The sequence below is a fragment of the Arthrobacter sp. H-02-3 genome (assembly GCF_003097355.1).
Taxonomy (GTDB): domain Bacteria; phylum Actinomycetota; class Actinomycetes; order Actinomycetales; family Micrococcaceae; genus Arthrobacter; species Arthrobacter humicola.
In genome coordinates, this window is the sequence record NZ_PYUI01000022.1 from 53,488 (window position 1) to 79,661 (window position 26,174).

The 26,174-nt window shown below is 67.4% G+C and carries 18 protein-coding genes; 9 read left to right on the forward strand and 9 right to left on the reverse strand.

Annotated features, from left to right (window positions below):
• Positions 1–51: 51 nt before the first annotated feature.
• The 4 genes from C9424_RS17725 to C9424_RS17740 all read right to left on the reverse strand — a co-directional run bounded on the left by C9424_RS17725 (position 52) and on the right by C9424_RS17740 (position 7,651).
• Positions 52–1,074: a GNAT family N-acetyltransferase gene (locus C9424_RS17725; RefSeq protein WP_116768196.1), complete on the reverse strand. Its 1,023-nt coding sequence runs from the start codon at positions 1,072–1,074 to the stop codon at positions 52–54.
• Positions 1,075–1,095: 21 nt separating this feature from the next.
• Positions 1,096–4,929, reverse strand: a complete 3,834-nt coding sequence (cydD, locus tag C9424_RS17730; protein WP_116768197.1) for a thiol reductant ABC exporter subunit CydD — start codon at positions 4,927–4,929, stop codon at positions 1,096–1,098.
• 7 nt (positions 4,930–4,936) lie between these two features.
• Entirely contained in the window at positions 4,937–5,986 is a 1,050-nt protein-coding gene (cydB, locus tag C9424_RS17735) for a cytochrome d ubiquinol oxidase subunit II (protein WP_091256506.1), read from the reverse strand.
• 63 nt (positions 5,987–6,049) lie between these two features.
• Positions 6,050–7,651, reverse strand: a complete 1,602-nt coding sequence (locus C9424_RS17740) for a cytochrome ubiquinol oxidase subunit I (protein ID WP_116768198.1) — start codon at positions 7,649–7,651, stop codon at positions 6,050–6,052.
• Positions 7,652–8,082: 431 nt separating this feature from the next.
• On the opposite strand from C9424_RS17740, the gene C9424_RS17745 reads away from it, so the two are divergent.
• The 3 genes from C9424_RS17745 (at position 8,083) to rox (ending at position 11,212) form a co-directional block, all read left to right on the forward strand.
• On the forward strand, positions 8,083–8,469 hold the full coding sequence (locus C9424_RS17745) for a BlaI/MecI/CopY family transcriptional regulator (protein WP_091256503.1): 387 nt from the start codon (positions 8,083–8,085) through the stop codon (positions 8,467–8,469).
• A gap of 6 nt (positions 8,470–8,475) precedes the next feature.
• On the forward strand, positions 8,476–9,465 hold the full coding sequence (locus C9424_RS17750; RefSeq protein WP_116768199.1) for a M56 family metallopeptidase: 990 nt from the start codon (positions 8,476–8,478) through the stop codon (positions 9,463–9,465).
• 286 nt (positions 9,466–9,751) lie between these two features.
• Complete coding sequence (gene rox / locus C9424_RS17755; RefSeq protein ID WP_116768200.1) at positions 9,752–11,212, forward strand: rifampin monooxygenase; 1,461 nt, start codon at positions 9,752–9,754, stop codon at positions 11,210–11,212.
• A gap of 44 nt (positions 11,213–11,256) precedes the next feature.
• Here the strand turns inward: rox and C9424_RS17760 are convergent, their stop codons facing one another.
• Complete coding sequence (locus C9424_RS17760) at positions 11,257–13,365, reverse strand: DNA gyrase/topoisomerase IV subunit B (protein ID WP_116768201.1); 2,109 nt, start codon at positions 13,363–13,365, stop codon at positions 11,257–11,259.
• 251 nt (positions 13,366–13,616) lie between these two features.
• Between C9424_RS17760 and C9424_RS17765 the strand changes: the two genes are divergently transcribed.
• Entirely contained in the window at positions 13,617–13,838 is a 222-nt protein-coding gene (locus C9424_RS17765; RefSeq protein WP_026266251.1) for a DUF7455 domain-containing protein, read from the forward strand.
• Positions 13,839–14,109: 271 nt separating this feature from the next.
• On the opposite strand, the gene C9424_RS17770 is transcribed toward C9424_RS17765, so the two are convergent.
• The 4 genes from C9424_RS17770 to C9424_RS17785 all read right to left on the reverse strand — a co-directional run bounded on the left by C9424_RS17770 (position 14,110) and on the right by C9424_RS17785 (position 19,507).
• On the reverse strand, positions 14,110–15,453 hold the full coding sequence (locus C9424_RS17770; RefSeq protein ID WP_116768202.1) for an RNA polymerase sigma factor: 1,344 nt from the start codon (positions 15,451–15,453) through the stop codon (positions 14,110–14,112).
• 265 nt (positions 15,454–15,718) lie between these two features.
• Entirely contained in the window at positions 15,719–17,098 is a 1,380-nt protein-coding gene (locus tag C9424_RS17775; RefSeq protein ID WP_116768203.1) for a DUF4192 family protein, read from the reverse strand.
• A gap of 103 nt (positions 17,099–17,201) precedes the next feature.
• The gene (locus C9424_RS17780; RefSeq protein WP_116768204.1) at positions 17,202–18,533 is read right to left on the reverse strand and encodes an MFS transporter; all 1,332 of its coding nucleotides are present in this window, start codon (positions 18,531–18,533) and stop codon (positions 17,202–17,204) included.
• Between the two features lie 35 nt (positions 18,534–18,568).
• Complete coding sequence (locus tag C9424_RS17785; RefSeq protein ID WP_116768205.1) at positions 18,569–19,507, reverse strand: proteasome assembly chaperone family protein; 939 nt, start codon at positions 19,505–19,507, stop codon at positions 18,569–18,571.
• A 393-nt stretch (positions 19,508–19,900) separates the two neighbouring features.
• Between C9424_RS17785 and C9424_RS17790 the strand changes: the two genes are divergently transcribed.
• The 5 genes from C9424_RS17790 to C9424_RS17810 all read left to right on the forward strand — a co-directional run bounded on the left by C9424_RS17790 (position 19,901) and on the right by C9424_RS17810 (position 26,062).
• The gene (locus C9424_RS17790) at positions 19,901–21,442 is read left to right on the forward strand and encodes a leucyl aminopeptidase (RefSeq protein ID WP_116768206.1); all 1,542 of its coding nucleotides are present in this window, start codon (positions 19,901–19,903) and stop codon (positions 21,440–21,442) included.
• A gap of 293 nt (positions 21,443–21,735) precedes the next feature.
• On the forward strand, positions 21,736–23,121 hold the full coding sequence (gene lpdA / locus C9424_RS17795) for a dihydrolipoyl dehydrogenase (RefSeq protein WP_116768207.1): 1,386 nt from the start codon (positions 21,736–21,738) through the stop codon (positions 23,119–23,121).
• Positions 23,122–23,248: 127 nt separating this feature from the next.
• The gene (sucB, locus tag C9424_RS17800) at positions 23,249–24,976 is read left to right on the forward strand and encodes a 2-oxoglutarate dehydrogenase, E2 component, dihydrolipoamide succinyltransferase (protein WP_116768208.1); all 1,728 of its coding nucleotides are present in this window, start codon (positions 23,249–23,251) and stop codon (positions 24,974–24,976) included.
• A 99-nt stretch (positions 24,977–25,075) separates the two neighbouring features.
• Positions 25,076–25,426, forward strand: a complete 351-nt coding sequence (locus C9424_RS17805) for a hypothetical protein (protein WP_116768209.1) — start codon at positions 25,076–25,078, stop codon at positions 25,424–25,426.
• Positions 25,427–25,633: 207 nt separating this feature from the next.
• The gene (locus C9424_RS17810; protein WP_116768210.1) at positions 25,634–26,062 is read left to right on the forward strand and encodes an OsmC family protein; all 429 of its coding nucleotides are present in this window, start codon (positions 25,634–25,636) and stop codon (positions 26,060–26,062) included.
• Positions 26,063–26,174 lie beyond the last annotated feature (112 nt).

Here is a 26,174-nt window from a genome sequence, read left to right on the forward strand (position 1 = left end):
CTGGGCCCCAAGTGCAGTCCCCCGAGCAGACGCCCCCTAACCCACGGCCGACTACAGATCCTTGTCCCACGCCATGCTGCGGTTGACTGCCGAATAGCCCATCTTGAGGTACAGCGCGAGGGCTCCGGTGGGGTTTTCTGAATCGACGTCCAAGGAGGCCACGTCCATTCCGGCCGCGGCAAAGCGGCGCATGGCATCCGCCAGGAGGACCTGCGCGATGCCACGGCCGCGGAAATCCCGCCGCACTCCCAGCAGCTCCGTGTACCCCTCGCGGTAGCCACGGGCCAAGGCGCCCTCGGCGTCGTAGGTGGCCAACTGGTAGCCCGCCACCGTTCCCGTGGAACGCTCAAGCACGACGCCGCTGAGGTCCGGCCGGGCCTGCGGATCGTTCACCACAAAACCCCATCCCTCTTCGTCCCGGGGCTCGCTGCCCCAGTGGTCCCGAAATGCGTCATTGTGCGCCAGCCGCACGGGCTCGTGGAGCGCTGGCCCGAAGGTCAGGAGCTCCAGTCCGGGGTCCAGGACACCATCGGGCAAGGCCTGGTTCAGTGGCCGGTGCATCTCGTTGTAGTAGCGGACAATGGTGTAGCCGGAGCCCGCGAACAAAGCCGCCTGGTGTTGATGTTTCTCCTCCATGTAGAGCCGCAGCCTCGGATGCGGCTCCACCGCTCCGGCCTCCGCCACGCCGCCTGCCGCTGCAGCATCCTCCACGAAGCGCTCCCTGGTCCGCTGTTCCATCCAGCCCAACAGCTCGGTGCCGATTCCACTCCCCTGCCACGCAGGATCCACGCAACCGGACCCTGTCGCCTTATCCCCGTCGCGGTTCTTGGTGACCCTGGCGTACGCCCGGTCAATGCCCTGCGGATCGAACCCGAGGATGGTGTTCGCCGCCACCGGGTTGTTCTTCGACTCCAGGATCTGCTCCAGATCGGCGCGGCGCTCGAACCAGACGGGCTGCTCCACGGCGGCGGTCCGGGCGATCAGTCCGGCCCACTCATCGAGGTCCTGCTGTTCTGCCGCCCGCCAAACCAGCCGGGAATCTAGCGGGGCCAGGGTATCGCCTTGTCGGTTCATGGCAACAGGCTAACGGGCTCCCTACCCCCGCGCCAGCACCGCCGCCGCGGCCGGATTCTTGCCAAGGGCAGCCGCGGCGTCGAGGTCCAGACGGATATCAGCGACATCGATATCGTCCGGGTTGTGCGTTACGAGGACCACTGTGCGGTCCTTCAGGCCGTCCCGCAACTCGGCCAGCATGAGCCGTCCGGCCTCCGCGTCGAGGTGCGCCGTCGGTTCATCGAGCAGGATGACATCGGCCCCGGTCATGAGCGTCCGTGCGACGGCCAAGCGCTGGCGTTCCCCGCCGCTGAGGAACGCCCCGCCCGGTCCGATCCGGGTGTCCAGGCCGTCCTCAAGCCGGGCCAGCACCGGTCCGAGCCCCACGGCGTCGAGCGCAGCCCGCATCTGCTCGTCACTTCCGGCTGGCGCTCCGCCGCCGGCGGCCGCGGCGCCTCCTGAGGGCGCGGCGGCTTCCCGGCCCCGCGCGGCATCTCCAAACGTGTTGCCGCGGCCGGACTCTGTCTCCACAGCCGCCCCTGGCCGCGCCAACAGAAGGTTGCCCCGGATGGTGGAGTCGAACAGATGGGCCTCCTGCGGGCACCAGGCCGCGCGGCCGGTCAAAAACAGGTGGCCACTGGCTGCCGGGAGGAAACCCAGGGTCACAGCGAGCAGCGTGGACTTGCCTGATCCGGATGCGCCAGTGACGGCAAGCCACCGTCCCGGGCCGGCCGCGGCCGTGAGCCCGGTAAAGACGTTGCCGCCGCCAGGCCACCCGGCTTCGAGTTCAACCAGCTCGATCCCGGGCTCCCCGTCGGGCCGTGCCGCCCTAGGAACCAGCCCGCCGTCGGCGACTTCGCCGCCTTCCGGTCCGCTGTCAGCCCCCGCGTCCAGGACTCCTGCCTCGCTGATGCGCCGCAACACGGCGCGCAGCGCCGGGAACTGCCGCACGCCCGTTGTGATGGCCGCGTAGGGGTCCACCAAGGCGAGTTGCACGAGCACGACGACGGCGACCGTCGCCGGTTCGACCGCGCCGCTAAGGACCAGCGGGGCGGCCAATACGGCGCTGGCCAGCGCTGCGCCGGTACAGGCCATAACCGTCAGCGACTGGCCGAGGCCTTCCGCCCAGGCCGACCGCTGCGATGCTCCGGTCGCGGACCGGTCGGCCCTGCTGATCGCACCCAGCACGGGAGCGGTCACTCCGTTGGCGTGGAGTTCTGCGCGGGCGTCCAGGGCGGCGGCGACGTCTCGGAGCACGCCGGAGCGGAGCTGCTGTTCGGTGCCGGCGGACATACGGTCGGCCGCCAGTGCAAGGGCGGGGGCCACGATAATGCTCAGCAGCGCCGCTGCGGCCACGGCCGGAAGCGCCGCCGGGAGCAGGAAGCCGATGCCGACCACTGCGGTCACGGCGACAGCGACAGCGGTAACGGGCGGCAGGACGACGCGGGGAAGGAGATCACGGAGGGTGTCGACGTCGTCCACCACCGTGCCCAGGACGTTGCCGCCCTGCAGAAGCCGGCGCAAGGACAGGGCGCGGCGGCTCAGCGATTCCCAAAGCCGGCCCCGGAGCCGGGTCAGGGCGGCGAAGACCGCATCGTGCAGGAGCAGCCGTTCGCCGTACCGCAGGCCCGCCCGGCCGACTCCGAAGAACCGCACGCCGACGATCGCCGTCAGCAGGTAGAGAATGGGTGGCTGTTCGCTGGCACGAATGATCAGCCAGCCGGACAGGCCGGCGAGGGCGACGGCGAAGAGGGCCGCCAGCGTGCCCACGGCTCCGGCGGCGGCAAAACGGCCCGCCACCGGTGCCAGCAGCCGGCGCAGCCGGGCCACGACCGAGCCGGCGTGCGGGGCTGACTCGGCTGATGGGGCGGCCGGCGTCCCGGGCGCCGCTCCGGTCCGCATCGGGTCCGGTTCGGCGACCGGGGCCCGTCCGATGCTGGTTGCTGCGGCCGGCACGGTCCTCCGGTCCGGCACAGTCGCCGCCGTCGACGCCGATACCGCAACAGGCGCTGCCGCCGCAGCACGGACGGTCGACGGCGGCACGATTGCTGCAGCGTGCATGTCCGTGTCTCCCCCCGCGGATGCCGTCGGCGCCACGCCATCCGTATGCTCAATGCCGCGGTGCCCTCCGCCGTGTGGAGCAACCGCGACGAGCCTGTCGGCCAGCTCCCGGGTCTGCCGGTCGTGCGCAACGAGGAGCACGGTGGCGCGTCCGCGGAGCCCGGCGAGGGCCCCGGTAACCACTGAGGCGGAACTCCGGTCCAAGTGGGCAGTCGGCTCGTCCAGGAGTAGTACGGTGGCGCCGGCTTCGATCCGCGCCAGCCCGCGGGCCAGCGCCACCCGCCGCAGCTCCCCCGGGCTCAACTCGGCAGGGTGTTTGGCCGCCAGATGCTCCGCGGCCACGGCGGCAAGGCACCGCAGTGCCGCCGCATCGCCCTCCGAACCAGCCGGAGGATTGGCAGAAGAAGTACCCGCCGGAGTCCTCACGGACATTCTGGCCGTAGCAGCACTGCCCGGAGTGCCGGCCGCGGCGGCGTCGGGTCCGTAGGCGGGAATGCCGAGGTACAGGCGGACCTCGTCCAGTACGGTCGGTGCCACCATGACAGGGTGCTGTGGCACCCAGGCGACCTCCGCCGTCGTGAATCCTCCGATGCGCCCCGACACGACGGTGCTTGCGCCCGTCCCGACGGTGCCCGCGAGGACACCGAGGACAGTACTCTTTCCGGCGCCGCTGGGGCCGTCAAGGGCCGTGATACGGCCAGCATCTGCGGTGAAGCTCAGCGGCCCGACGGCGGCTTCCCTGCGTCCGCCGAAACGGACCGTCAGCCCGTCCACGGCGACGGCAGGCGGCCCTCCGGCCGGGACGCCAGCCGCGGTCAGGTCAGCGGACTGTCCCTCAGCTCCTGCGGCGGCTCCGGCGGCCGGAGCCGGGATCAGCGGCGAGGCTCCCGGATCCGCGAGGACCGCGGTGGTTTCGGCGAGCGCGGCCCGGCCTTCGTCGCTCGCGTGGTGTGCAGTGCCGAGTTCCCGGAGCGGCAGGTAGCAGTCGGGGGCCAGGATGAGCGCCAGAAGTCCGGCCTCAAGCGCCATGTCGCCGTGCACCAGCCGGACGCCGATAAACACGGCAACCACTGCCACGGAAATCGTCGCGATGAGCTCCAAGGCCAGGGCGGAGAGGAAGGCCGTACGCAAAGTCCCCATGGTCCGGGAACGGTATTCCTCGGACATATCCTCGAGTGCCTTGCGCTGGGCCGTAGCCCGGCCCAGGCCCACCAGGACGGGCAGGCCCTTGGCGAGTTCGAGCATGTGGCCGGAGAGCCGGGCCAGCGCCGACTGGGCTTCCCGGACCCGGTCCTCGGTATACCGTCCAATCAGCACCATAAACAGGGGCACCAACGGCACCGTCAACACGATCACCACTGCGCTGATCCAATCGGCGAACAGGATGCGCGCCCCCAGCAGCAGCGGGATGGCCGCGCAGTTCACCAGCGCGGGCAGAAACTGGGTGTAGTAGTTGTCCAGGGCATCCAGCCCCCGGGTGGCGAGGACAGCGAGGCCGCCGTCGGCCGGGCCGGCCGACCGTGTTCCGCTCCTCAGCGCCCGCTCCAGAAGTTGCGAGCGGAGCTCCTCCTTCACCCCCAGCGCCGCCCGGCGCGAGGCCACCGACTGGGCCCACACGGTCAGTGAGCGCAGCACGGCCCCGGCCACCCCGAGGACGAGCTGGTCGGCCCAGGCGGGATCATGCGCCGCGAGACCGGCGAGCATCGATGCGACAGCCTGCGCCATCAGCACGAGCGACAGCGCCTTCAGTGCGGCCAGCAGGCCCAGCAGGTAGAGCGCGGAACGGGTTGCGGGGCCGGCGGGGAACGGTCTCATCAGGCAGTTAGTCCTTCGGTGCGAGCGCTTTGGCGGCAATCGCGGGCAGGAAGCTGTGGGCCTCGGGGATGTGTGCGGCGCTTACCCGGCGCCGGAACACCCAGTACGTCCAGGCCTGGTATGCCAGGACGAGTGGCAGCCCGATGCAGGCCACGATGCTCATCAGGCCCAGGGTGTAGTCCGAGGACGAGGCGTTGGTGACTGTCAGGTTGAATGCGGGATCCAGGGTGGACGGCATCACCACGGGGAACGCGGCACCGAAGATGGATGCGCTGCCGAGCAGGAGGAACGCCCCGAGCGACATGAAGGCACGGCCCTCGGCACCCTTGCGGGCGAAGTTCCAGGCGAGTACTGCTGCCACGACAGCTGCGACGACGGCGGCCATGGTCCAGGCCTCGCCGCTGAGCAGTTGCAGGCTCACGGCCCAGCCGGCGATGGGCAGGAGCAGTACGGGCAGGAGCCGGACGAACCACGCCCGCGCCCGGTGACGGACCTCGCCGTCGGTCTTCAGCGCCAGGAACCCGAGTCCGTGCAGGAGGGAGAACCCGACGACGGCGAGACCGCCAAGCACGGCATAACCGCTGAACCAGGCGAACGGTCCGCCCACGCGGTCGCCGTTGGCATCAATCGGCAGCCCCGTGGTGGTCAGCGCCAGCGCGGCGCCGACACCGAAGGCCGCGACGAAGGAACCGGCCGAGATGGCCCAGTCCCAGCGGGCGCGCCACTTCGGGTTGTCCACCTTGCCGCGGTATTCGAAGGCGACCGCACGGAAGATGAGCGCCACGAGGACCAGCAGGAGCGGCAGGTACAGCGCGGAGAACAGCGAGGCGTACCACAGCGGGAAGGCCGCGAAGGTGGCACCCCCGGCGGTCAGGAGCCAGACCTCGTTGCCGTCCCAGACCGGGCCGATCGTGTTGATCAAGACGCGGCGCTCAGTGTTGTTCCGGGCGAAACCCTTCATCAGCATGCCGACGCCGAGGTCGAAGCCCTCGAGAAAGAGATAGCCCGTCCACAGCACCGCGATGGCAATGAACCAGATGGTGGGTAGCAGTTCCATGCTGAGAATCCTCTGCGCTTCTTCGTGTGGGGTTGCTGAATAGGTGGGTTGCTGAGCGGGCGCTTAGTAGGCGAACGCCAGGACGTCGTCGCCCTCGGGCCTGCCCGGTGTGCCGCCCGGGGGCGTGCCGCCCTCCGACTCGTCCGCCGGAGCGTGTGCGAGTTCCGGCATGGCCGCGGCCACGCCGCCGCGGATGTATTTGACCAGGAGCTTGACCTCGACCACCAGCAGCACGGCATAGATGGTGGTCAGCACGACGAGGGAGGTCACGATCTCGCCGGCGGACACACCCGGTGAGACAGCGGCGGCAGTGAACATGAAGACCTGATCGATGCCGCTGGGGTCAGGGTTCGGGGCGACGACGAACGGCTGGCGGCCCATCTCGGTGAAGATCCAGCCAGCGGCATTGGCGCCGAATGGTGCGAGGATGCCGAACACCGCCAGGCGCATGAGGCCCCGGGAAGCCGGAACGGTTCCCTTGCGGGTGGCCCAGAGGGCCACGAGGGCCGCGAGGGCGGCGATGCCACCAAAGCCGATCATCATGCGGAAGCCCCAGTAGGTGACTTCCATGACCGGAACGTACTGGATGGGCTGGCCCGCGCGGTCCCCGTAGATGGGGTTGTCCGGCAGGGTGGTGCCGTACTTGGCCTTGTACTCGTCCAGCAGGCTGTTGACGCCCTTGACCTCAGTGCTGAAGTCGCCCTTGGCCAGGAAGGACAGGATGCCGGGAACCTCGATCACAGCGACAATGTCGTTGCAGTTCTTGGAACCGAGGTTGCCGACGCTGAGGACCGAGAACCCGGTGCCGTCGTGGCAGGCTGCCTCGGCGGCGGCCATCTTCATGGGCTGCTGTTCGAACATGAGCTTGCCCTGCAGGTCCCCGGTGACAGCGGTGCCCGCAAAGGAAATCATGGCGACGACGGCTCCGATGCGCAGCGAGCGGATCCACACAGTGTGGTCGTTGCGGTCCCGTCCGGGGATTCCGGGGGCTTCGCCGGGAATCACTTTGCCGTCGGCCCCGATGGTGTCGATCCCGTCGTGGCGGCGGCGCCACAGGTGGTACCAGGCGATGCCGAGGAGGAAGGCTCCGGCGACGGCGAGGGCACCGAAGAGGGTGTGGGGCACGGCAACAAGGGCGGTGTTGTTCGTGAAGACGGCCCAGGCATCGGTCATGACAGGCCGGCCATTGACCATTTGCACGCCGACCGGGTGCTGCATCCAGCTGTTGGCCACGATGATGAAGTACGCCGAGAAGACGGAACCGATCACGGCGATCCAGAGGCAGGCCAGATGGAGGCCGGGCTTGAGTTGCTTCCAGCCGAAGATCCACAGGCCCAGGAATGTCGACTCGACGAAGAAGGCCAAGAGCGCTTCCATGGCCAGCGGGGCGCCGAACACGTCGCCGACAAAGCGGCTGTACTCGCTCCAGGCCATGCCGAACTGGAATTCCTGCACGATTCCCGTGGCGACGCCCATGATGAAGTTGATCAGGAAGAGCTTGCCCCAGAACTTGGTCATGCGGAGATACTCCGGCTTGCCGGTGCGGTACCAGAGCGTCTGGATCACAGCCACCACCAGGCCAAGGCCGATCGTGAGCGGCACCATCATGAAGTGGTAGACCGTGGTGATTCCGAATTGCCAGCGTGCGATTTCCAAGGCGTCCAAGGCAGTCCCTACTTTAGCTAGGCTCGAGCAACTTCTACATCGCGTAGAAGTACAACTTCTACAGAGTGTAGAACACATCGGCACTTCGTCGTAAACCAGACTCCCACGGGGCGTCACACCCCGCAATGGGCCGGACAGCCCCCGCTCCGGCGGCGGGCCCGGCACCCTCGGTCCGCCGTCGGGGGCCACCCCCGGACTGGGGGGCCGACACCGGCGGCCGACATCCGAGGCCGCAAGCCGCCGTTGGACCTCCGCCGTCGGTGCTGCCCGGCGCGCCGGCCGACACGCCGGACGGCCGTGTTCTACTTCATGTAGAAAGAATGTGCAAAACACGGTAAATTTATAACAACGTATTCACATACACCGCCCCGGCAGGCACCAGCTTTTCCCCAGCACGACGCCGGTGCGGCAGGCATAGAAGGATGTACGGAATGGCAAGTCTCGGTGAACTGGAACGGGCAGTGATGGACCTGCTCTGGGCAGGTCAAGAAGCTGCGACAGCCAATACCCTGCGGGATCTCCTCGCACAGAGCACCCACCCCCAGGACGGCACCGCCGGCCACGAGGGCAAGGACCTCGCGGTCACCACGGTGCTGACCGTGCTCTCCCGCCTCGAGCGGAAGGGCCTCGTGGAACGCGAACGCGGCACCCGACCGCACCGCTACCAGGCCGTTTCCAGCCGCGCGGACCACACCGCGGAACTCATGCACGAGGTCCTCGGCTCAGCCCCGGACCGCGAGGCCGTCCTGGCCCGGTTCATTGGTTCCGTCACGGACAACGAGGCAGAAACCCTGCGCAAGCTGCTGGGCCGCAGCTAGCGCCCGATGTTCTGGACCTCATATTTTCTGGCGGTCCTGGCGATAGCACTGGCCTGGCCGGTGCCTATCCTCCTCTCGCGTGCCCAGTGGCCGGCACGCTCCCCCTTCACGGCGATGCTGCTGTGGCAGGCGATCGCCCTTGCCGGTGGCCTGTCCATGATCGGCGCGATGCTCGTCTACGGGCTTGAGCCGGTCGGGGACAACCTGCTTTCCGGCCTGCGCGCACTGGCGGGGATGGTGTTCAACAATGCCCCCACCACGGATCTGGGCTTCTGGCACATCTTTGCGCTCTCCGCCGCGGCCCTGCTGACGGCGCATCTCGTTTTCACGCTGCTGCTGACCTACTACAAGATCCAGCGCCAGCGCCGGCGCCACCGGGAACTGCTGGACCTGCTCGCCTCGCCGTCCGCCGACGGGCCGGGAACGGTGGTCCTCAACGTGGACTCCCCCGTGGCCTACTGCCTGCCCGGCGGCGCACGCTCCGTGACTGTGCTCTCCGACGGGCTCATGGCCGCGCTGGAACCCGCTGAGCTCCGTGCGGTACTGATCCATGAGAACGCGCATTTGAGCCAGCGCCACCACCTCCTGCTGTGGGCCTTCGCCGCGTGGCGCCAGGCCCTGCCGTGGCTCCCCACCACTCGGCTGGCCCAGGATTCGGTCAACTCCCTGATCGAAATGCTGGCCGACGACGTCGCCCTCAAGACCGAGAGCAAAGCCACTCTCATCAAGGCAATCGCGATCGTGGCCAGCGGCTCCCCGACGGCCCCGGCGACGCGCCTGGCATTCGGCGAACCCGGCCTGCCCGACGCCGACCCAAGCCAGCCCGGCGCCACCGGGGGCACCGGCTCGGCAGGCACGACGGCGTCCCGCGTCAGCCGCCTGCTCTCACCCCAGCCCCCGCTTCCGGACGCCCTGCGCGCCGCCGTCCTGGCAGTCTGCGTGCTGCTGCTGGCCCTGCCGACGGCTCTGTTATTGGTCCCCGGCCTGCTCGGCTGAAGCTCTGTCATTTTCGGAAGGCGTCTGCACGGAAGGCGTCGTGGCAGGCATGCGGGCGATGAGCAGCGTCCTCGCAACACCGCTCCCGCACATGCGAAGGGCAAGGAGAATTAATCTCCTTGCCCTTTTCAGGTTATAGCTCGTCAGGGGGCTTGCCGCAAGGCCCCTGCCAACGGCCAGAATAGTGAGTCGCGGCCAAAATACCCGAGGAAATGGGGACTGCTCCGGGCGATTCCGCGATTCGGGGCCGCAGGCCGGAAGGTGATTTCTTGGATTGGGGTTTCACATGTTCGACGTGATCATTAGCGGCGGCGGGCCGACGGGGATGATGCTGGCCAGCGAGTTGCGGCTGCACGACGTGGACGTGCTCGTGCTGGAGAAGGACGCGGAGCCGAGCGAGACTGTCCGCTCGCTTGGCCTGCACCCGCGCAGCATTGAGATCATGGACCAACGCGGGCTGCTGTGCCGTTTCCTCGCACACGGGCAGCAGTATCCCGGCGGCGTAGGCCGCTTCGCCGCGATCGATAAACCCCGGCCGGCGAATTTGGACACCGCACACGGCTACGTCCTCGGCATCCCCCAGCCGGTCACCGATCGCCTGCTGGCCGAGCGCGCCGTCGAGCTCGGCGCGCAGATCCGCCGCGGCTCCGAGGTGACGGGTGTAGAGCAGGACGGGGACGGGGTGAGCGTCGGGCTCGCCGACGGCACACGGCTGCGCTCCCGCTGGATGGTCGGCTGCGACGGGGGACGCAGCCTGGTGCGCAGGCTGCTCGGCATTGGCTTCCCCGGCGAGCCCGCCAACACGGAGTGGCTCCTCGGCGAGGTCGAGGTGACCGCGCCGCCGGACGAGCTGGCCGAAGTGGCGGACGAGGTGCGCAAGACCCACAAGGGGTTCGGCATCGGCCCCGCCGGAAAGGGCCTGTACCGCGCCGTCGTACCCGCGGCGACCGTGGCCGAGGATCGCTCGGTCCCGCCGACCCTGGCGGAGTTCCGGACGCAGCTGCGGGCGTACGCGGGCACCGACTTCGGCGTCCACTCACCACGCTCGCTATCCCGTTTCAGCGACGCCACCCGGCTTGCCGAACGATACCGAGTGGACCGGGTACTTCTCGCCGGCGACGCGGCGCACGTCCACCCGCCGCTGGGAGGGCAGGGTTTGAACCTCGGCATCCAGGACGCCTTCAACCTCGGCTGGAAGCTCGCCGCCGAGGTCAACGGGTGGGCACCGGGCGGGCTGCTGGACACCTATTACGCCGAGCGTCACCCGGTCGCCGAGGACGTGCTCACCATCACCCGCGCCCAGAGCGAACTGCTCTCCCCCGAGCCGGGCCCGCAGGCCGTGCGCCGGCTGCTGACTGCGCTGATGGACTTTGAGGACGTCCGCCGTTTCCTGGCGGAGAAGGTCACCGCGATCGGGGTCCGCTACGACTTCGGCGAAGGACCTGAGCTTCTCGGCAGGCGACTGCGCGACATCCCTCTGTCGCGTGGCCGCCTCTACGAGCTCACCCGCGAAGGCCGCGGGCTCCTGCTGGACCAGACCGGCGAACTCTCCGTGGCGGGATGGCAGGATCGGATCGACCACGTCGTGGACGTCAGCGGGGAACTGGACGCGCCCGCGGTCCTGCTCCGGCCAGACGGCCACGTCGCATGGATCGGCGATGACCAAAAAGACCTGCTCCACCACCTGCCGACATGGTTCGGAGCCGCCTCCGCGGACGTCGGAGGCGTTCACGATCGCCATGGCTGACGTGATGATCGACGACGAACGGGGTTTTAGTGTCCCGGGTCCGGTCAGGCGTCGATGCGCTCCCGGTCCAGGCTTGCGGCGCCGGCAATGATGAAGTCCTTGCGCGGTGCCACGTCGGAGCCCATGAGGAGGTCGAAGACTTCTTCGGCCTGCTTGGCGTTGTCGATTCCGACCTTGCGGAGCGTCCGGTGGCGCGGATCCATGGTGGTTTCTGCCAGCTGCTCGGCGTCCATCTCGCCCAGGCCCTTGTAGCGCTGGATCGGCTCCTTGTAGCGCTTGCCCTCCTTGGCGAGCCTCGCCAGCAGGACGTGGAGTTCGGCCTCGGAGTAGGTGTAGATCATCTCGTTGGCCTTCTGGCCGGCGTTGATGACCTCCACCCGGTGCAGCGGCGGGACGGCGGCAAAGACGCGGCCCTCATCGATCATGGGCCGCATGTAGCGGAAGAAGAGCGTCAGCAGCAGCGTCCGGATGTGGGCGCCGTCGACGTCGGCGTCGGTCATGAGGATCACCTTGCCGTACCGGGCCGCACTGATGTCGAACGTCCGGCCCGAGCCTGCGCCCACCACCTGGATCAGGGCCGCGCACTCGGCGTTGGAGAGCATGTCCCCGACGGACGCCTTCTGGACGTTGAGGATCTTGCCGCGGATCGGCAGGAGGGCCTGGAAATCTGAGGACCTTGCCAGTTTGGCAGTGCCGAGTGCGGAGTCACCCTCGACGATGAACAGTTCGGACCGCGCGACGTCGTCCGTGCGGCAGTCGGCAAGCTTGGTCGGCATGGAGGAGGTTTCCAGTGCATTCTTGCGGCGCTGGGTTTCCTTGTGGACGCGCGCCGAGATGCGGGACTTCATCTCGCTGACGACCTTTTCCAGCAGCAGCGCCGACTGGGCTTTGTCGTTGCGGTTTGAGGAGGTCAGCCGTGCGGTGATCTCCTGCTCCACCACCTTGGCCACGATGGCCCGCACGGCCGACGTGCCCAGGATTTCCTTGGTCTGGCCCTCGAACTGCGGCTCGGCCAGCCGGACGGTCAGGACTGCCGTCAGGCCGGCGAAGATGTCGTCCTTTTCGATCTTGTCGTTGCCTGCTTTGAGTTTGCGGGCATTGGTCTCGATCGCCTTGCGGAAGGTCTTCAGCAGTGCCTGCTCGAAGCCAGACTGGTGGGTGCCGCCCTTCGGCGTGGAGATGATGTTGACGAAGGTGCGGACCGTGCTGTCGTACCCGATCCCCCAGCGCAGGGCGACGTCGACTTCGCAGTCGCGCTCCACCTCCGCGAGCTGGCTGTGCCCCCGCTCGTCGAGGACGGGCACTGTTTCCTTGAATTTGCCGGCGCCGTGCAGGCGCCAGATGTCGGTGATGGCCGGGTCAGCGGCGAGGAAGTCGACAAACTCGGCGATGCCGCCGTCGTGGTGGAAGACTTCCTCATGCGGGCCCGCTTCGCCCGGGGTGCCGGCAAGCCTGCGTTCGTCCCGGACCGTGAGCTTCAGCCCGGGGACCAGGAACGAGGTCTGGCGGGCACGCGCGGCGAGGTCCTCGTAGGAGAATTTGGCGTCCGGCGTGAAGATCTGCCGGTCGGCCCAGTAACGGATCCGCGTTCCCGTCATTCCGCGCTTGGCCTTGCCGACGACGTCGAGCACGGAGCCGTCAACGAACGGTTCGAAGACCGAGGCCGGATCCGGCTTGGTGCCCGGGTCCTTGAAGCGGCCCGGCTCGCCGCGGCGGAAGGACATCTTGTAGATCTTGCCGCCACGGTCCACCTCGACGTCGAGGCGTGCCGACAGGGCGTTGACGACGGAGGCGCCCACGCCGTGCAGGCCGCCCGAAGCCGTGTAAGAGCCGCCCCCAAACTTTCCGCCGGCGTGCAGTTTGGTGAAAACCACTTCGACGCCGGTCAGCCCGGTTTTCGGTTCGACGTCCACGGGGATGCCGCGGCCGTCGTCGTGGATCTCCACCGAGTTGTCCGCGTGCAGGATGATCTTGATGTCGTGGCCGAAGCCGGCGAGGGCCTCGTCGACGGAGTTGTCGATGATCTCCCAGAGGCAGTGCATGAGTCCGCGGGAATCCGTGGAGCCGATGTACATGCCCGGGCGCTTGCGGACGGCCTCAAGGCCCTCCAGCACGGAAAGGTGCCGGGCGGTGTAATCAGAACTGGGTGCCACGGGTCGTGAACTCCTTACAAGACGGGGACGGCCCCTGCAGCGTGCGCAGGCCGGCTGTCACAGTGTTTAGCGCTCTTCCTAGGTTAGTCGGAGTCAGGGTCCTCGCCGGTCTGCCACTCCCCGGAAGGGCCCTGCGGGGCTTCCCCGTTACTGAGACGTGATACGCGGACAGCGAAAGTGGGCCATCCCGGCGATGGTTTGGCCACGAATACTGGTTATATAGATATACCGATCTACTAAGGAGGCCGAACATGACAACAGCAGTTGCGGACCGCACACTGACCGCCGCAGACCGGTGCGATCGTTGCGGAGCACAGGCATATGTCCGGGTTGTTCTCGGAGCCTCCGGCGGTGAGCTTCTTTTCTGCGGCCACCACGCACGCGCCGTAGAGCCGACACTCAAGCCGCTCAGCTCAGACTGGCACGACGAGACAGACCGCCTTCACCAGAAGGCCCCGGTTCCGGTCGACTAGATCCCCGGTTTCCGGCTCGGCGCCTGGCCGGGTCTTCAGCGACCTGAGATTACTGAACTCTGGGACTACTGAACAACTAGTGAACAAGGACCTCTCCGATTCGGAGGGGTCCTTGTTCGTTAACGCGGGTTAGTGCGGAGGGACGCCTGATCCTGCAAAACCACTCAGGCAAAACACCAACGCGGGGTCACATCCGGCCCGCCAGGAGGCGGGCGGGATGTGACCCCGCGTTGGTGTGGACTGCTCCCAGCCTACGGCTGGTGCGCGGCGGTTAGTCCAGGTAGTCGCGCAGGACCTGTGAGCGCGACGGGTGCCGCAGCTTGGACATGGTCTTGGATTCGATCTGGCGGATGCGCTCGCGCGTCACACCGTAGACCTTGCCGATTTCGTCTAAAGTCTTCGGCTGTCCGTCGGTGAGGCCGAAGCGCATGGCGACCACACCGGCTTCGCGCTCTGACAACGTGTCCAGCACCGAGTGCAGCTGTTCCTGCAGCAGGGTGAAGCTCACGGCATCCGCGGGAACCACGGCTTCGGAGTCCTCGATGAGGTCACCGAATTCGGAGTCGCCGTCCTCGCCAAGCGGAGTGTGCAGGGAGATGGGCTCGCGCCCGTACTTCTGGACCTCAACGACCTTTTCCGGAGTCATGTCCAGCTCAAGGGCCAGCTCCTCGGGCGTGGGTTCGCGGCCAAGGTCCTGCAGCATCTGGCGCTGGACGCGGGCCAGCTTGTTGATGACTTCCACCATGTGCACCGGGATGCGGATGGTACGGGCCTGGTCGGCCATGGCGCGGGTGATCGCCTGGCGGATCCACCACGTGGCGTAGGTGGAGAACTTGAAGCCCTTCGTGTAGTCGAACTTCTCGACCGCACGGATCAGGCCCAGGTTGCCTTCCTGGATCAGGTCCAGGAACAGCATGCCGCGGCCGGTGTAGCGCTTGGCCAGCGAGACCACGAGGCGGAGGTTGGCTTCCAGCAGGTGGTTCTTGGCACGCTTGCCGTCGTGGATGACGAATTCAAGCTCACGCTTGAGCTTCGGATCCATCGTGCCGTCGTCGGCGGCGATCTTCTCCTCGGCGAAGAGGCCGGCCTCGATCCGCAGGGCCAGGTCCACTTCCTGCTCAGCGTTCAGCAGGGCGACCTTGCCGATCTGCTTCAGGTAGTCCTTGACGGGGTCGGCGGTGGCGCCGGCGGACATGACCTGCTGCACCGGGGCATCGTCGTCATCGGCATCGGAGTAGACGAAGCCGGAGCCGGTGGCCGCTGCGGCCTTGCCGGGAGCCTCTTCGCCTTCTACCTCGTCGCCGAGTTCGGCAGCATCGGGCGTGATGTCGTCGAGGTCCTCTTCGACGTCGACGTCATCGTCGTCGCCGTGCTCACTGGCTGATTTGCCGGCGGCCTCTGCCGCGGCTTTGGCGCCGGGCTTGGGCCCGCGCTTCTTGGGCTCAGGCTTGGCGACTCCGGTTACGGTGTCGCCGCCCTCGGCGGAAGCGGCGTCTTTGACAGCCTTGTTGGCTGCACGCGTGGCGGCGCGCTTGGCGTTGGTCGCCGCCTTCTTCTCGTCGGGGGACATTTCGGCCTGGTCGGCGGGTTCCTTCTTCGCGGAAGACGGGGTCACTGAAAACCTTTCTAGCTGCGGTCTGCGGATCGCCATACGGGCAACACCACTATGACCCTGTCAAGTCCGTGTTCAACATCAGATGCAACCACGACCAGCAGAGCCACTAAGTAGAACTGCTGGGGCGGCCGGAATGTTCCCTGTTTCCAAGGTTCATTACGGGCACTTGATACACGGACCCAACCGGGTCTCGGCAACTATTGTCTCACGGTTTTCTCCCCAGGTGCCTTTCGGGGCGGCGGGTCCACAATATTGCGGCGACTCCTCACGCCGCGTCTGGCGCAAACTTCTGCCACGCTGCCTCCCGTCTGGCCGCCCAGCCGCAAAGGGTGCCGCGCCGGCCAAGTTCTGCCAGCAGTTCCGCCAATCTGTATCCCGGATGGTCCTGCAGTGCCTGCCGATACAGGGCGTCGGCGTAGGAACCCCGTCCGCGGCACCATTCAATCCAGCCCCTTGCCGTCACGGCGGCTGCAGTCGACTCACCGCCGCCGAGACTTCCCAGCAGTTGCAGGACCCGCTCAAGCCCGACCATCAGAGCCCAGTCAGGGACCGAAGGGGCCAGCCCGAGCAGGACCTCCCCGTAGCCGGGAAGCGTGTCGGGGCCCGGGCCGGCATCCGGGACTGTGCCAGCGTCGGCGCCACCGGCCGGCTGGCCGTCGGAAGGCGTCGGTCCTGGAATGGGACTGGGCGTTGGTCCTGGCCGTGGAGAAGAGTTGGTTCCGGGCCGGAAGGCTGATCCGGCTTCCGGGTCGAACATGCCGAAGTCTTCAGCGCCGCGTTCGGCCGCCGGCCGCCCGGCCGCCGCCATCACGAGCACTGCGTCCCGCCAAGACGGGATGCAAAGGCTGGCCCGTAGGTAGCCGGTCAGTTCCGCGGTCAGGTCGGGCGACTGGCCGGCCGCCTGCATCACCATCGTCCAGACATCAAGCACCTGGGCGAATTGGGCCCGGTCCCGCCGTCGCGAGGAGAATTGCGCAGCCCAGCCGGACTCGGCCGCACGGACCGCAGGGTCCACGGGCCGCGGCACCGGCTTGGTGTTCTGCGCTCCCGGAGCCTCACCTACACTGCTGCCGCGGAAAACCATCTCGGCATTGAGTTTGCTGTTCGTGATCTGCTCGATCGGCCGGCCGGGCGGCATACAGCAGTCCGGATCGCTGCAGTAGGCGTTGCGCCAGAACTCCGCGCCAATAACCCACGCGTCCCTCACGGGCATTCCGGCCGCCTCCAGGGCAAGTTCGAGTTCTTTGAGCAGGACCGCCAACCCAGGGCGGCCGTCGTCGCTGTTGGTATCCGTATCAGTGAAGAAGGCCAGCAGCGAACCATCGGCGGCGTCGTCCGCCTGCAAGTAGGACACGACATTTCGCGCAAAGCCGGCCAGCGCGTCGCTCCGGCCTGAGCCGGAACGCCGTCTGGACCCGGCGCCTGCGCGTCCCGGGGCCGCGGGACTACCCCCTCCTCCGCCGCTGCGGCCGCCGACGTCGCCACCGCCGAGCGCGGGGAGGTCGACCCGCAAGGTCGCTCCGAGCCGTTTGCCTTCCATGGTCATGGCCACGAGGCTGTTCTCGGGCCAGTAGCCCAGGGAGTGAGGGATGAAGCCAAGGATGTCTTCAGGGCCGGAAATTCTCAAATGATCGGGAGCTGTCATAAGCCAAGCTTCGCGACGGCCGGATCGCTGCGGGAGTCCCGTCCTGCGCTATGTGGATAACCTCAGGGCGTTGCTCCGGGCAGCCAACACACCAAACCGCTACTCAGGGCGTGCGGCGGCGCTCCGCGACGAGCTTGCGCTGCTTGGCGAGGGATTTCAGCAGCGGCGGAACCGTGACCCCTTGGGCCGCCATCTGGCGCCGGACCTTCCGCCGGGTAACGATGATGGCGCAGGCTCCCCCGGCCAGCAGGAGGAACTGGACGCTGAGGGCGACGCGGAAGGGATCCAGGCCGTAGAGCTCGCCCCGGGAGAAGCCGCTGGCGTAAAGGACGTCGAGGACCAGCCCAATGAGGTAGATGGACACCAGGGCGGCGATGAAGCCGCCCACGTTGACAATTCCGGTGGCGGTCCCGAGCCGGTGCGCCGGGTTGAAGGTCCGGGCGAAGTCGAAGCCGATCATCGAACCGGGCCCGCCGACGGCCAGCGTCACCACAAGGACAGCCAGGAGCCAGAGCGGAGATCGTCCCGGCAGCAGCAGGACGGCCGCCCAGGCGGCGGCGGTGCAGCCGGAAATCAGGAGCACCATCGTGGAACGGCGCAGCGGATGACGGGCAACGAACCTGCCCATGAGGGGGCCGGCGGCAATGGCGGCGGCCACGTAGAGGGACATGAGGCCGGAGACGGTTCCCCGGTCCAGCCCCTGGGCGGAAATCAGGAAGGGGTAGCCCCACGTCATGGCAAACACCGTGCCGCTGAACTGGACGGTGAAGTGGCTCCACAACCCCAGCCGGGTCCCGGGCTGCCGCCAGGCGTGCCCCAGCGAAATTCCGGTGGCGCGCAGGCCCTGGGACGGCGGCGGCGCGGGGTGCCCGGGCGGGAGGTCCTGAAGCAACAGCAGGACCAGCACGACGGCGATGCCGGACATCCCCGCGAGCGTCAGGAAGGCAGGCGTCCACCCTGCGGAGTGCAGGATCATGGCGAACGGCACCACGCTGAACAGCTGGCCCAGCTGTCCGGACATGCCCGTCAGCTGCGTTAGCAGCGGCACCCGCCCCGGCGCAAACCAGATCGGAATAAGCCGGATGACGGAGATGAACGTCATGGCATCGCCGGCACCCACCAGGACACGTCCCAGAACACCGCCGGGGATGTTGTCGGCAAACGCGAGCTGCAGCTGGCCGAGCCCCATCAGGATGCCGCCGCCTGCCAGCATGGCGCGGGAGCCGTACCGGTCCACGAGGATGCCCACCGGAATCTGCAGCGCGGCGTAGACCAGGAGCTGCAGCACAGTGAAGAAGGAAATTTCGGCCGCGCTGGCATGGAAGCGTTCCGTGGCCTCCAGGCCGACGACCCCGAACGAGGTGCGCTGGCTGACCGCCACGAGATACGCAAAGATCCCGATGATCCAAATCAGCCAGGCGCGGGGGGAGGTCACTCCCCTATTATGCCCGGCTTATTGATAAATAGTATTTATTCACCGGGTTCTTTACGGGCCAGATACGCCTCGACGGCGGCCCCCAGGGCATCGGCGTTGGGGATTTGGTCGTTCTCGTCGGCCAACAGCGACCGCCGGACAGTCCCCTCGGCCTTTTCGTCATACCGGGACTCCAGCCGGGAGACCACCTGCTGGACCTCTTCGGACGCCTCAATCTGCTCGGCGATCTGCCGGCCCACCTCGCGTCCGGCCTCGCGCAGACGGTCCGTCGGCAGCATGAGGGAGGTGGCCGCGCCCAGGTACTCGAGTCCGGCAACGGCGGCCGTGGGGTATTCGGCTTCGGCCAGGTAATGCGGCACATGGATGACATAGCCGGCGATGTTCCGGCCGGCCTCCGTCAGACGCAGCTCCAGGATGTGGCCCACGGCGGCAGGAACCTCCACGGTGGGCTTCCACACGGAGATTCCCTCGATCAGTTCCGGCCGGTTGCCGTGCACGGTCACACCGACCGGCCGGGTGTGGGGCACGGGCATCGGGATCGAATGGATCCAGGCGACGAGGTTGACGTCGAGTTCCTCGACGATGCCGACGACGGCGCGTGCGAAGCGCTCCCATTGCAGGTCCGGCTCGAACCCGGCAAGGAACAGGAAGGGGCTGCCCAGCCCGTCGACCAGGCGGTAGAGCGCCAGGCTCGGGGCCTGGTAATCCTGCAGGTGGTCCTCGACGAAGCTAACTTGCGGACGCCGGGACCGGTAGTCGATCAGCTGGTCGGCGTCGAACTGGGCGATCATCTCGGAATCGAGCGTGTCCAACAGCTCGGCGGTGATCTGCCGGACCACGTGGCCGGCGTCAGCGAAGCCGGTGAACCCCATGACGAGGTTGAGTCCGTGCAGTTCGGGGCTGGAGAACAGCGCGTCATCACGGATATAGAGCGACTGGGGGTCCAGCAGAGAGCCGGAAATCCGTTCAATCACGGCGTGTTCCTTTCACGATGGCGGCGGCAGGAGTTGCGGGTCGCGGTCCGTCGTCCGGACAGCCACGCAGGTTCCGGACGATCAGGCAGAGCCCGCGGAATCATGCAGAACCCGACGGCCAGTCCACAGGGCACTCAACCGCACGGCAGCGCCGCTAACAGTACAACGCCGCGGCGTCCGGGCTAATTCCTGCCCCGGGTGTGCTCCAGCTCTCATTCGATTGAAAGTCCGGACTCGGGAGAGACTACGATCGGAACTGGCCCTAGGGCTTGCTTGCAGACACCGGGTTGCGTCCCAGAACGACGGCGGCCCGGGATCCGCGGCAGGGCGCCGAACATGCAGTTCCTGCCGAAAATCACCGAGAAACATCACAGAGAATTGAGGACTGTCCTCGTGGTCAAGAATAGTGAAGTCAAACTTAGTGCAGTCGCAGGGGACCTAAAGAAGTCCCCCAGCGATGCCCTCGTCATCGGCGTCGGGCAGGGTCCGGACGGCCCGGTATTGCTCGACAATCCGCTGACGGCCAAGGCCGCCGAGGCCCTGGCGGAATCACTGAGCGTTCTTGGCATCACCGGCGCGGCCGACCAGGCCCACCGCCTGCCCGGCCTGCCCGAGGCGGGGGCCACCATTCTGCTGCTCGCCGGCGTCGGCAAGCTGCCCGCGAACAAGGGTTCAGCGAAGCAGCCGCTCAGCGAGGAGGCGCTGCGCCGCGCCGCCGGCTCGGCGGTCCGCCAGCTGGCCGGCGTCACCACCGTCACCCTGGCACTTCCGACGACGACCCTCGCCGAGGTCGCCGCCGTCGCCGAGGGCGCCGCAATGGGCGCCTACTCCTACACGGAGTTCCGGTCCTCCCAGAACGGGCTCAAGGACCCGGTGAAGAACGTCGCCATCCTGACCGACTTCGCCGCGGACAAGGCACTGCAGCCGCACCTGGACCGGGCGTCCCTGATCGGCACGGCCGTGAACGCGACCCGCACCCTGGTCAACCAGCCGCCGAGCCACCTCTACCCCGAGTCCTTCGCCGACGCCGCCAAGGAGCTGTCCAAGGGCTTGCCCGTCAAGGTGACCGTCTGGGACGAGAAGCGCCTCGAGAAGGAGGGCTTCGGCGGCATCCTCGGCGTGGGCAAGGGCTCCACCCGCCAGCCGCGCCTGGTGAAGGTGGAGTACGCCCCGGCCAAGGCCACGGCCAAGATCGCCCTCGTGGGCAAGGGCATCACCTTTGACACCGGCGGCATCTCCATCAAGCCTGCCCTCGGCATGGGTGACATGAAGAGCGACATGGCCGGCGCCGCCGTCGTCCTTAACACCGTGCTGGCCATCGCAGGCCTCGGCCTGCCGGTCAAGGCGACCGCCTGGCTGTGCATTGCGGAGAACATGCCCTCAGGCGCTGCCCAGCGTCCCGCCGACGTCCTCACGATATTCGGCGGCAAGACCGTGGAGGTCCTGAACACCGACGCCGAGGGCCGCCTGGTCATGGCCGACGGCATCGTTGCAGCGAGCCAGGAGTTCCCGGACGCGATCATTGACGTCGCCACCCTTACCGGCGCGCAGCTGGTCGCCCTGGGAGACCGCACCGCCGGCGTCATGGGCTCCGACTCCGTCACCGGCGCCATCAAAGCCGCCGCGGACCGTGCGGGCGAGCTCGTCTGGCCCATGCCCCTGCCCGAAGAACTGCGCCCCAGCCTCGACTCGCAGGTCGCGGACATCGCCAACATCGGCGAACGCCACGGCGGCATGATGACCGCGGCCGTGTTCCTGCGCGAATTCGTCGGCAAGGGCAAGGACGGCGAACAGATCCCCTGGGCCCACATCGACATCGCCGGACCGTCGTTCAATAACGGCAGCCCCTACGGCTACAACCACAAGCAGGGCACCGGCTGCACCGTCCGCACTCTTGTGGCGTACGTCGAAGACCTGCTGAGGGCTTCCGCCTAACAGCACCGTCCAACAGCACCGCCTGACACCACGGCGGTCCGCACCCACGCCGCTCTGTGGCCGGGGCCCTGATGCCTCGGCCACAAAGCCGCGTGACACTGGACACAAGCGCTCCACAAACACCGCGACAAGGTGGAGCATGTATAAGTGGTTCGCTAAGGTGAACGACGATAGACCCCAAGAAGTAGTCACAAATGAAAGGGAACGGGCCTGCTGGCATAATCACGGCAGGCAAGTTTCAAGACCAGATGATGCGTACTCTCGCGTCATCGTTCACGCGAGGGAGCGTTTTAGTGGCCGATCAGGCAACTGCGCAAGAATTCGACATCCTGGTACTCGGCGGCGGCAGCGGCGGCTACGCCACCGCTCTGCGTGCCGTCCAGCTTGGCCTCACCGTCGGCCTCATCGAAAAGGCCAAACTCGGCGGCACCTGCCTGCACAACGGCTGCATCCCGACCAAGGCGCTCCTGCACTCCGCGGAGCTGGCAGACCACGCCCGTGACTCCTCAAAGTACGGCGTGAACGTGACCCTCGACAGCATCGACATCACGGCCGTCAACGCCTACAAGGACGGCATCATTGCCGGCAAGTTCAAGGGCCTGCAGGGACTGATCAAGTCCAAGAAGGGCATCACCGTCATCGAGGGTGAGGGCAAGCTCCAGGGCGCCGACACCATCGTCGTGAACGGCACCGCCTACAAGGGCAAGAACATCGTCCTCGCCACCGGCTCCTACTCCCGCACCCTGCCGGGCCTGGAAATCGGCGGCAAGGTCATCACGTCCGACGAAGCCCTCACCATGGATTACATCCCCCAGAGCGCGATCATCCTGGGCGGCGGCGTGATCGGCGTCGAGTTCGCTTCCGTCTGGAAGTCCTTCGGCGTCGACGTCACCATCGTCGAAGGCCTGCCCTCCCTCGTCCCGAACGAGGACGCCGCCATCGTCAAGAACTTTGAGCGCGCCTTCAAGAAGCGCGGCATCAAGTTCTCCACCGGCGTGTTCTTCCAGGGCGTGGAGCAGAACGCCGACGGCGTCAAGGTCACCCTCGTCGACGGCAAGACCTTCGAGGCCGATCTCCTGCTCGTGGCCGTGGGCCGCGGCCCCGTCACGGCCAACCTCGGCTACGAAGAGGCCGGCGTCACCATCGACCGCGGCTTCGTCATCACCAACGAGCGCCTGCACACCGGTGTCGGCAACATCTACGCCGTCGGCGACATCGTCCCGGGCGTCCAGCTGGCCCACCGCGGCTACCAGCAGGGCATCTTCGTCGCCGAAGAAATCGCCGGCCTGAAGCCGGTGGTCGTCGAAGACGTCAACATCCCCAAGGTCACCTACGCCGAGCCCGAAATCGCGACGGTCGGCTACACCGAGGCAGCCGCCAAGGCCAAGTTCGGTGACGACCAGGTCGAAACCCAGGAATACAACCTCGCCGGCAACGGCAAGAGCTCCATCCTGGGCACTAGCGGCATCGTGAAGCTGGTCCGCCAGAAGGACGGCCCCGTCGTCGGCGTCCACATGATCGGCTCCCGCATGGGCGAGCAGATCGGCGAGGCCCAGCTGATCGTGAACTGGGAAGCCTACCCCGAGGACGTGGCCCAGCTGGTCCACGCCCACCCGACCCAGAACGAATCCCTGGGCGAGGCGCACCTGGCCCTGGCGGGCAAACCCCTCCACGGCTAGGCATCTCCGCCCGCACCACCGCAAGAACTCCGTGCTTAGTGCGCCCGGCCCAAAATGCCGGGTGCACTAAGCTCGAACAAGGCAGCAATCATCCGCACTAAAGATCAATAAGGAGAACGGGGACGACATGTCTGAATCCGTTAACTTGCCCGCCCTCGGTGAGAGCGTCACCGAAGGAACCGTCACCCGCTGGCTCAAGCAGGTCGGTGACCGGGTAGAGGTGGACGAGCCGCTGCTCGAGGTTTCCACCGACAAAGTAGACACCGAAATCCCCTCTCCGATTGCCGGCGTGATCGAGGAAATCCTCGTCGCCGAAGACGAGACCGCAGAAGTCGGCGCCCCGCTGGTCCGCATCGGCTCCGGCGACGCCGCCCCGGCCGCCGCAGAAGCTCCGGCCGCAGCCCCCGCCGAAGAGGCCCCCGCAGCATCCCCGTCGGCCGCGGAGGCTCCGGCCCCCGAGGCCGAGGCGCCTGCCGCTGCCGCCGCTGCCCCGGCTTCTGCTCCCGCCGGTGAAGGACACGACGTCACGCTTCCGGCCCTGGGCGAGAGCGTCACCGAAGGCACAGTCACCCGCTGGCTGAAGAGCGTCGGCGACACCGTGGAGGTCGACGAGCCGCTGCTCGAGGTTTCCACCGACAAGGTTGACACCGAAATTCCGTCCCCCGTCGCCGGAACCCTCCTGGAAATCCGCGTCAACGAGGACGAAACCGCCGAGGTCGGCTCCGTCCTGGCCGTCATCGGTTCCGGCGCAGCAGCCCCCGCCGCACCGGCTCCCGCAGCCGCCCCGGCTCCGGCAGCAGCCCCGGCTCCGGCAGCCGCTCCCGCAGCAGCTCCGGCTCCCGCACCGGCGGCTCCGGCAGCCGCCCCCGCACCGGCCGCGGCGCCCGCCGCTCCGGCTAAGACAGAAGCTGCCGCGCCGGCAGAGTCCGGCTATGTCACTCCCCTCGTCCGCAAGCTGGCCAACCAGCAAGGCGTCGACATCGCGTCCCTGACCGGCACCGGCGTCGGCGGCCGCATCCGCAAGCAGGATGTGCTGGCCGCCGCCGAGGCGAAGGCCGCACCGGCAGCCACCGCTGCAGCGGGAGCTGCTGCCGCAGCCCCGTCTGCCGCTCCGGCCGCCGCAGTGTCCTCGCTGCGCGGCACCGTGCAGAAGGCACCGCGCATCCGCCAGGTCATCGCCCGCCGCATGCGCGAGTCCCTGGACATCTCGACCCAGCTGACGCAGGTCCACGAGGTTGACATGACCAAGGTGGCCAAGCTGCGCGCCAAGGCCAAGAACTCCTTCCAGGCCCAGAACGGCTCCAAGCTGACCTTCCTGCCCTTCATCGCCAAGGCTGTCGCCGAGGCCCTGAAGCAGCACCCGAAGATCAACGCCTCCTACGACGAGGACAAGCAGGAGATCACCTACCACAACGCCGAACACCTGGCGATTGCGGTGGACACCGACAAGGGCCTGCTGGTTCCGGTTATCGCCGACGCCGGCAACCTGAACCTCGCCGGCCTGGCCGGCAAGATCGCCGACGTCGCGGACCGCACCCGCAACGGCAAGATCGGCCCGGACGAGCTCTCCGGCGGAACCTTCAGCATCACCAACATCGGTTCCGTGGGCGCCCTCTTCGACACGCCGATCATCAACCAGCCGCAGGTCGCCATCCTGGGCACCGGCGCTATCGTCAAGCGCGCCGTGGTGGTCTCGGACGAGAACGGCGATGACTCGCTGGCCATCCGCTCCATGATGTACCTCTCCCTGACGTACGACCACCGCCTGGTGGACGGCGCGGATGCAGGACGCTTCCTGCAGACGCTGAAGGCACGCCTCGAAGAAGGCGCGTTCGAAGCGGACCTGGGCCTCTGACGAGCAACAGCCCGCCTGAAACACGGTGAACCGGGGGCACCTTCCATGACGGAAGGTGCCCTCCGTCGTTTGCCGACAGATTGTCGCTAAGCTGGTGCCATGGACACTCTTAAATACATTCTGATCTTCCTGCACGTCTTGGGCGCCGCCGCGATCGTCGGCGGCTGGTTCGCCACCTTCAAGAAGCCCACCGTCCTGCCGGTGCAGCTGTACGGCGCTATTGCCCAGCTGGTCACGGGGCTGGCGCTCGTAGGGATCCTGGGGGCCACCCACGAACCGGTCAACTACTTCAAGATCACCGTCAAATTGGTGATCGCCATCGTTGTGCTGGTGGCCGCCATCATCGGGTACCGGAAGGCTGCTTCCGGGGCTGAGGTCCCCAAGGGTCTGGCGCACGCCGTCGGAGGCATGGCACTGATCAACATTGCCGTCGCCACGCTCTGGAACTAGCAGTCCCCGACGTCAACGACAGCGACGGCGCCGCACCCCTAGACAGGGGTGTGGCGCCGCCGTCGTTAAGCAGTCCCCGCCAGAGCCGGTCATAATCCACTGACAGCGGAACCCCCGTGCGCAGGCGGCGCCGAATCCCTAGGATGGACACGGATGATCCGGCGGATCGCCGGATCTGTGGGATGACAACGATCTTGAGGAGTGGACATGGCAGCAACACGCACCGCGCACACTGTATGGAATGGCGACCTGATGACGGGCGCCGGCAACACGACGCTGGACAGCTCCGGACTGGGTAACTTCGATGTCACCTGGAAGGCGCGCGCCGAGGCATCCGAGGGCAAGACCAGCCCCGAAGAGCTCATCGCCGCGGCCCACTCGGCCTGCTTCTCCATGGCATTCAGCCTCGCTGTCGCCCAGGCCGGCCACACGCCCGAGCAAGTCAACACCAAGGCGGATGTCACCTTCGTGCCCGGCACCGGCATCACGGACAGCCACCTGACCGTGAGCGCGCGGATCCCGGGGATCACGGAGGACGAATTCCAGCGCATCGCTGAGGAAGCCAAGGTGGGCTGCCCCGTCTCGGCCGCCCTCACCGGCATCAAGATCACCCTGGATGCGACCCTGGCCTCCTAGTTCTTCACGCAGCAAAGCGAAGGCCCCCGCCACCCTGGATTTTCCAGGGCAGCGGGGGCCTTTGCTTTGGGTCTTTTCGCGAGGGGTTTCGCGGCAGGTTCCCCGCGGAAGC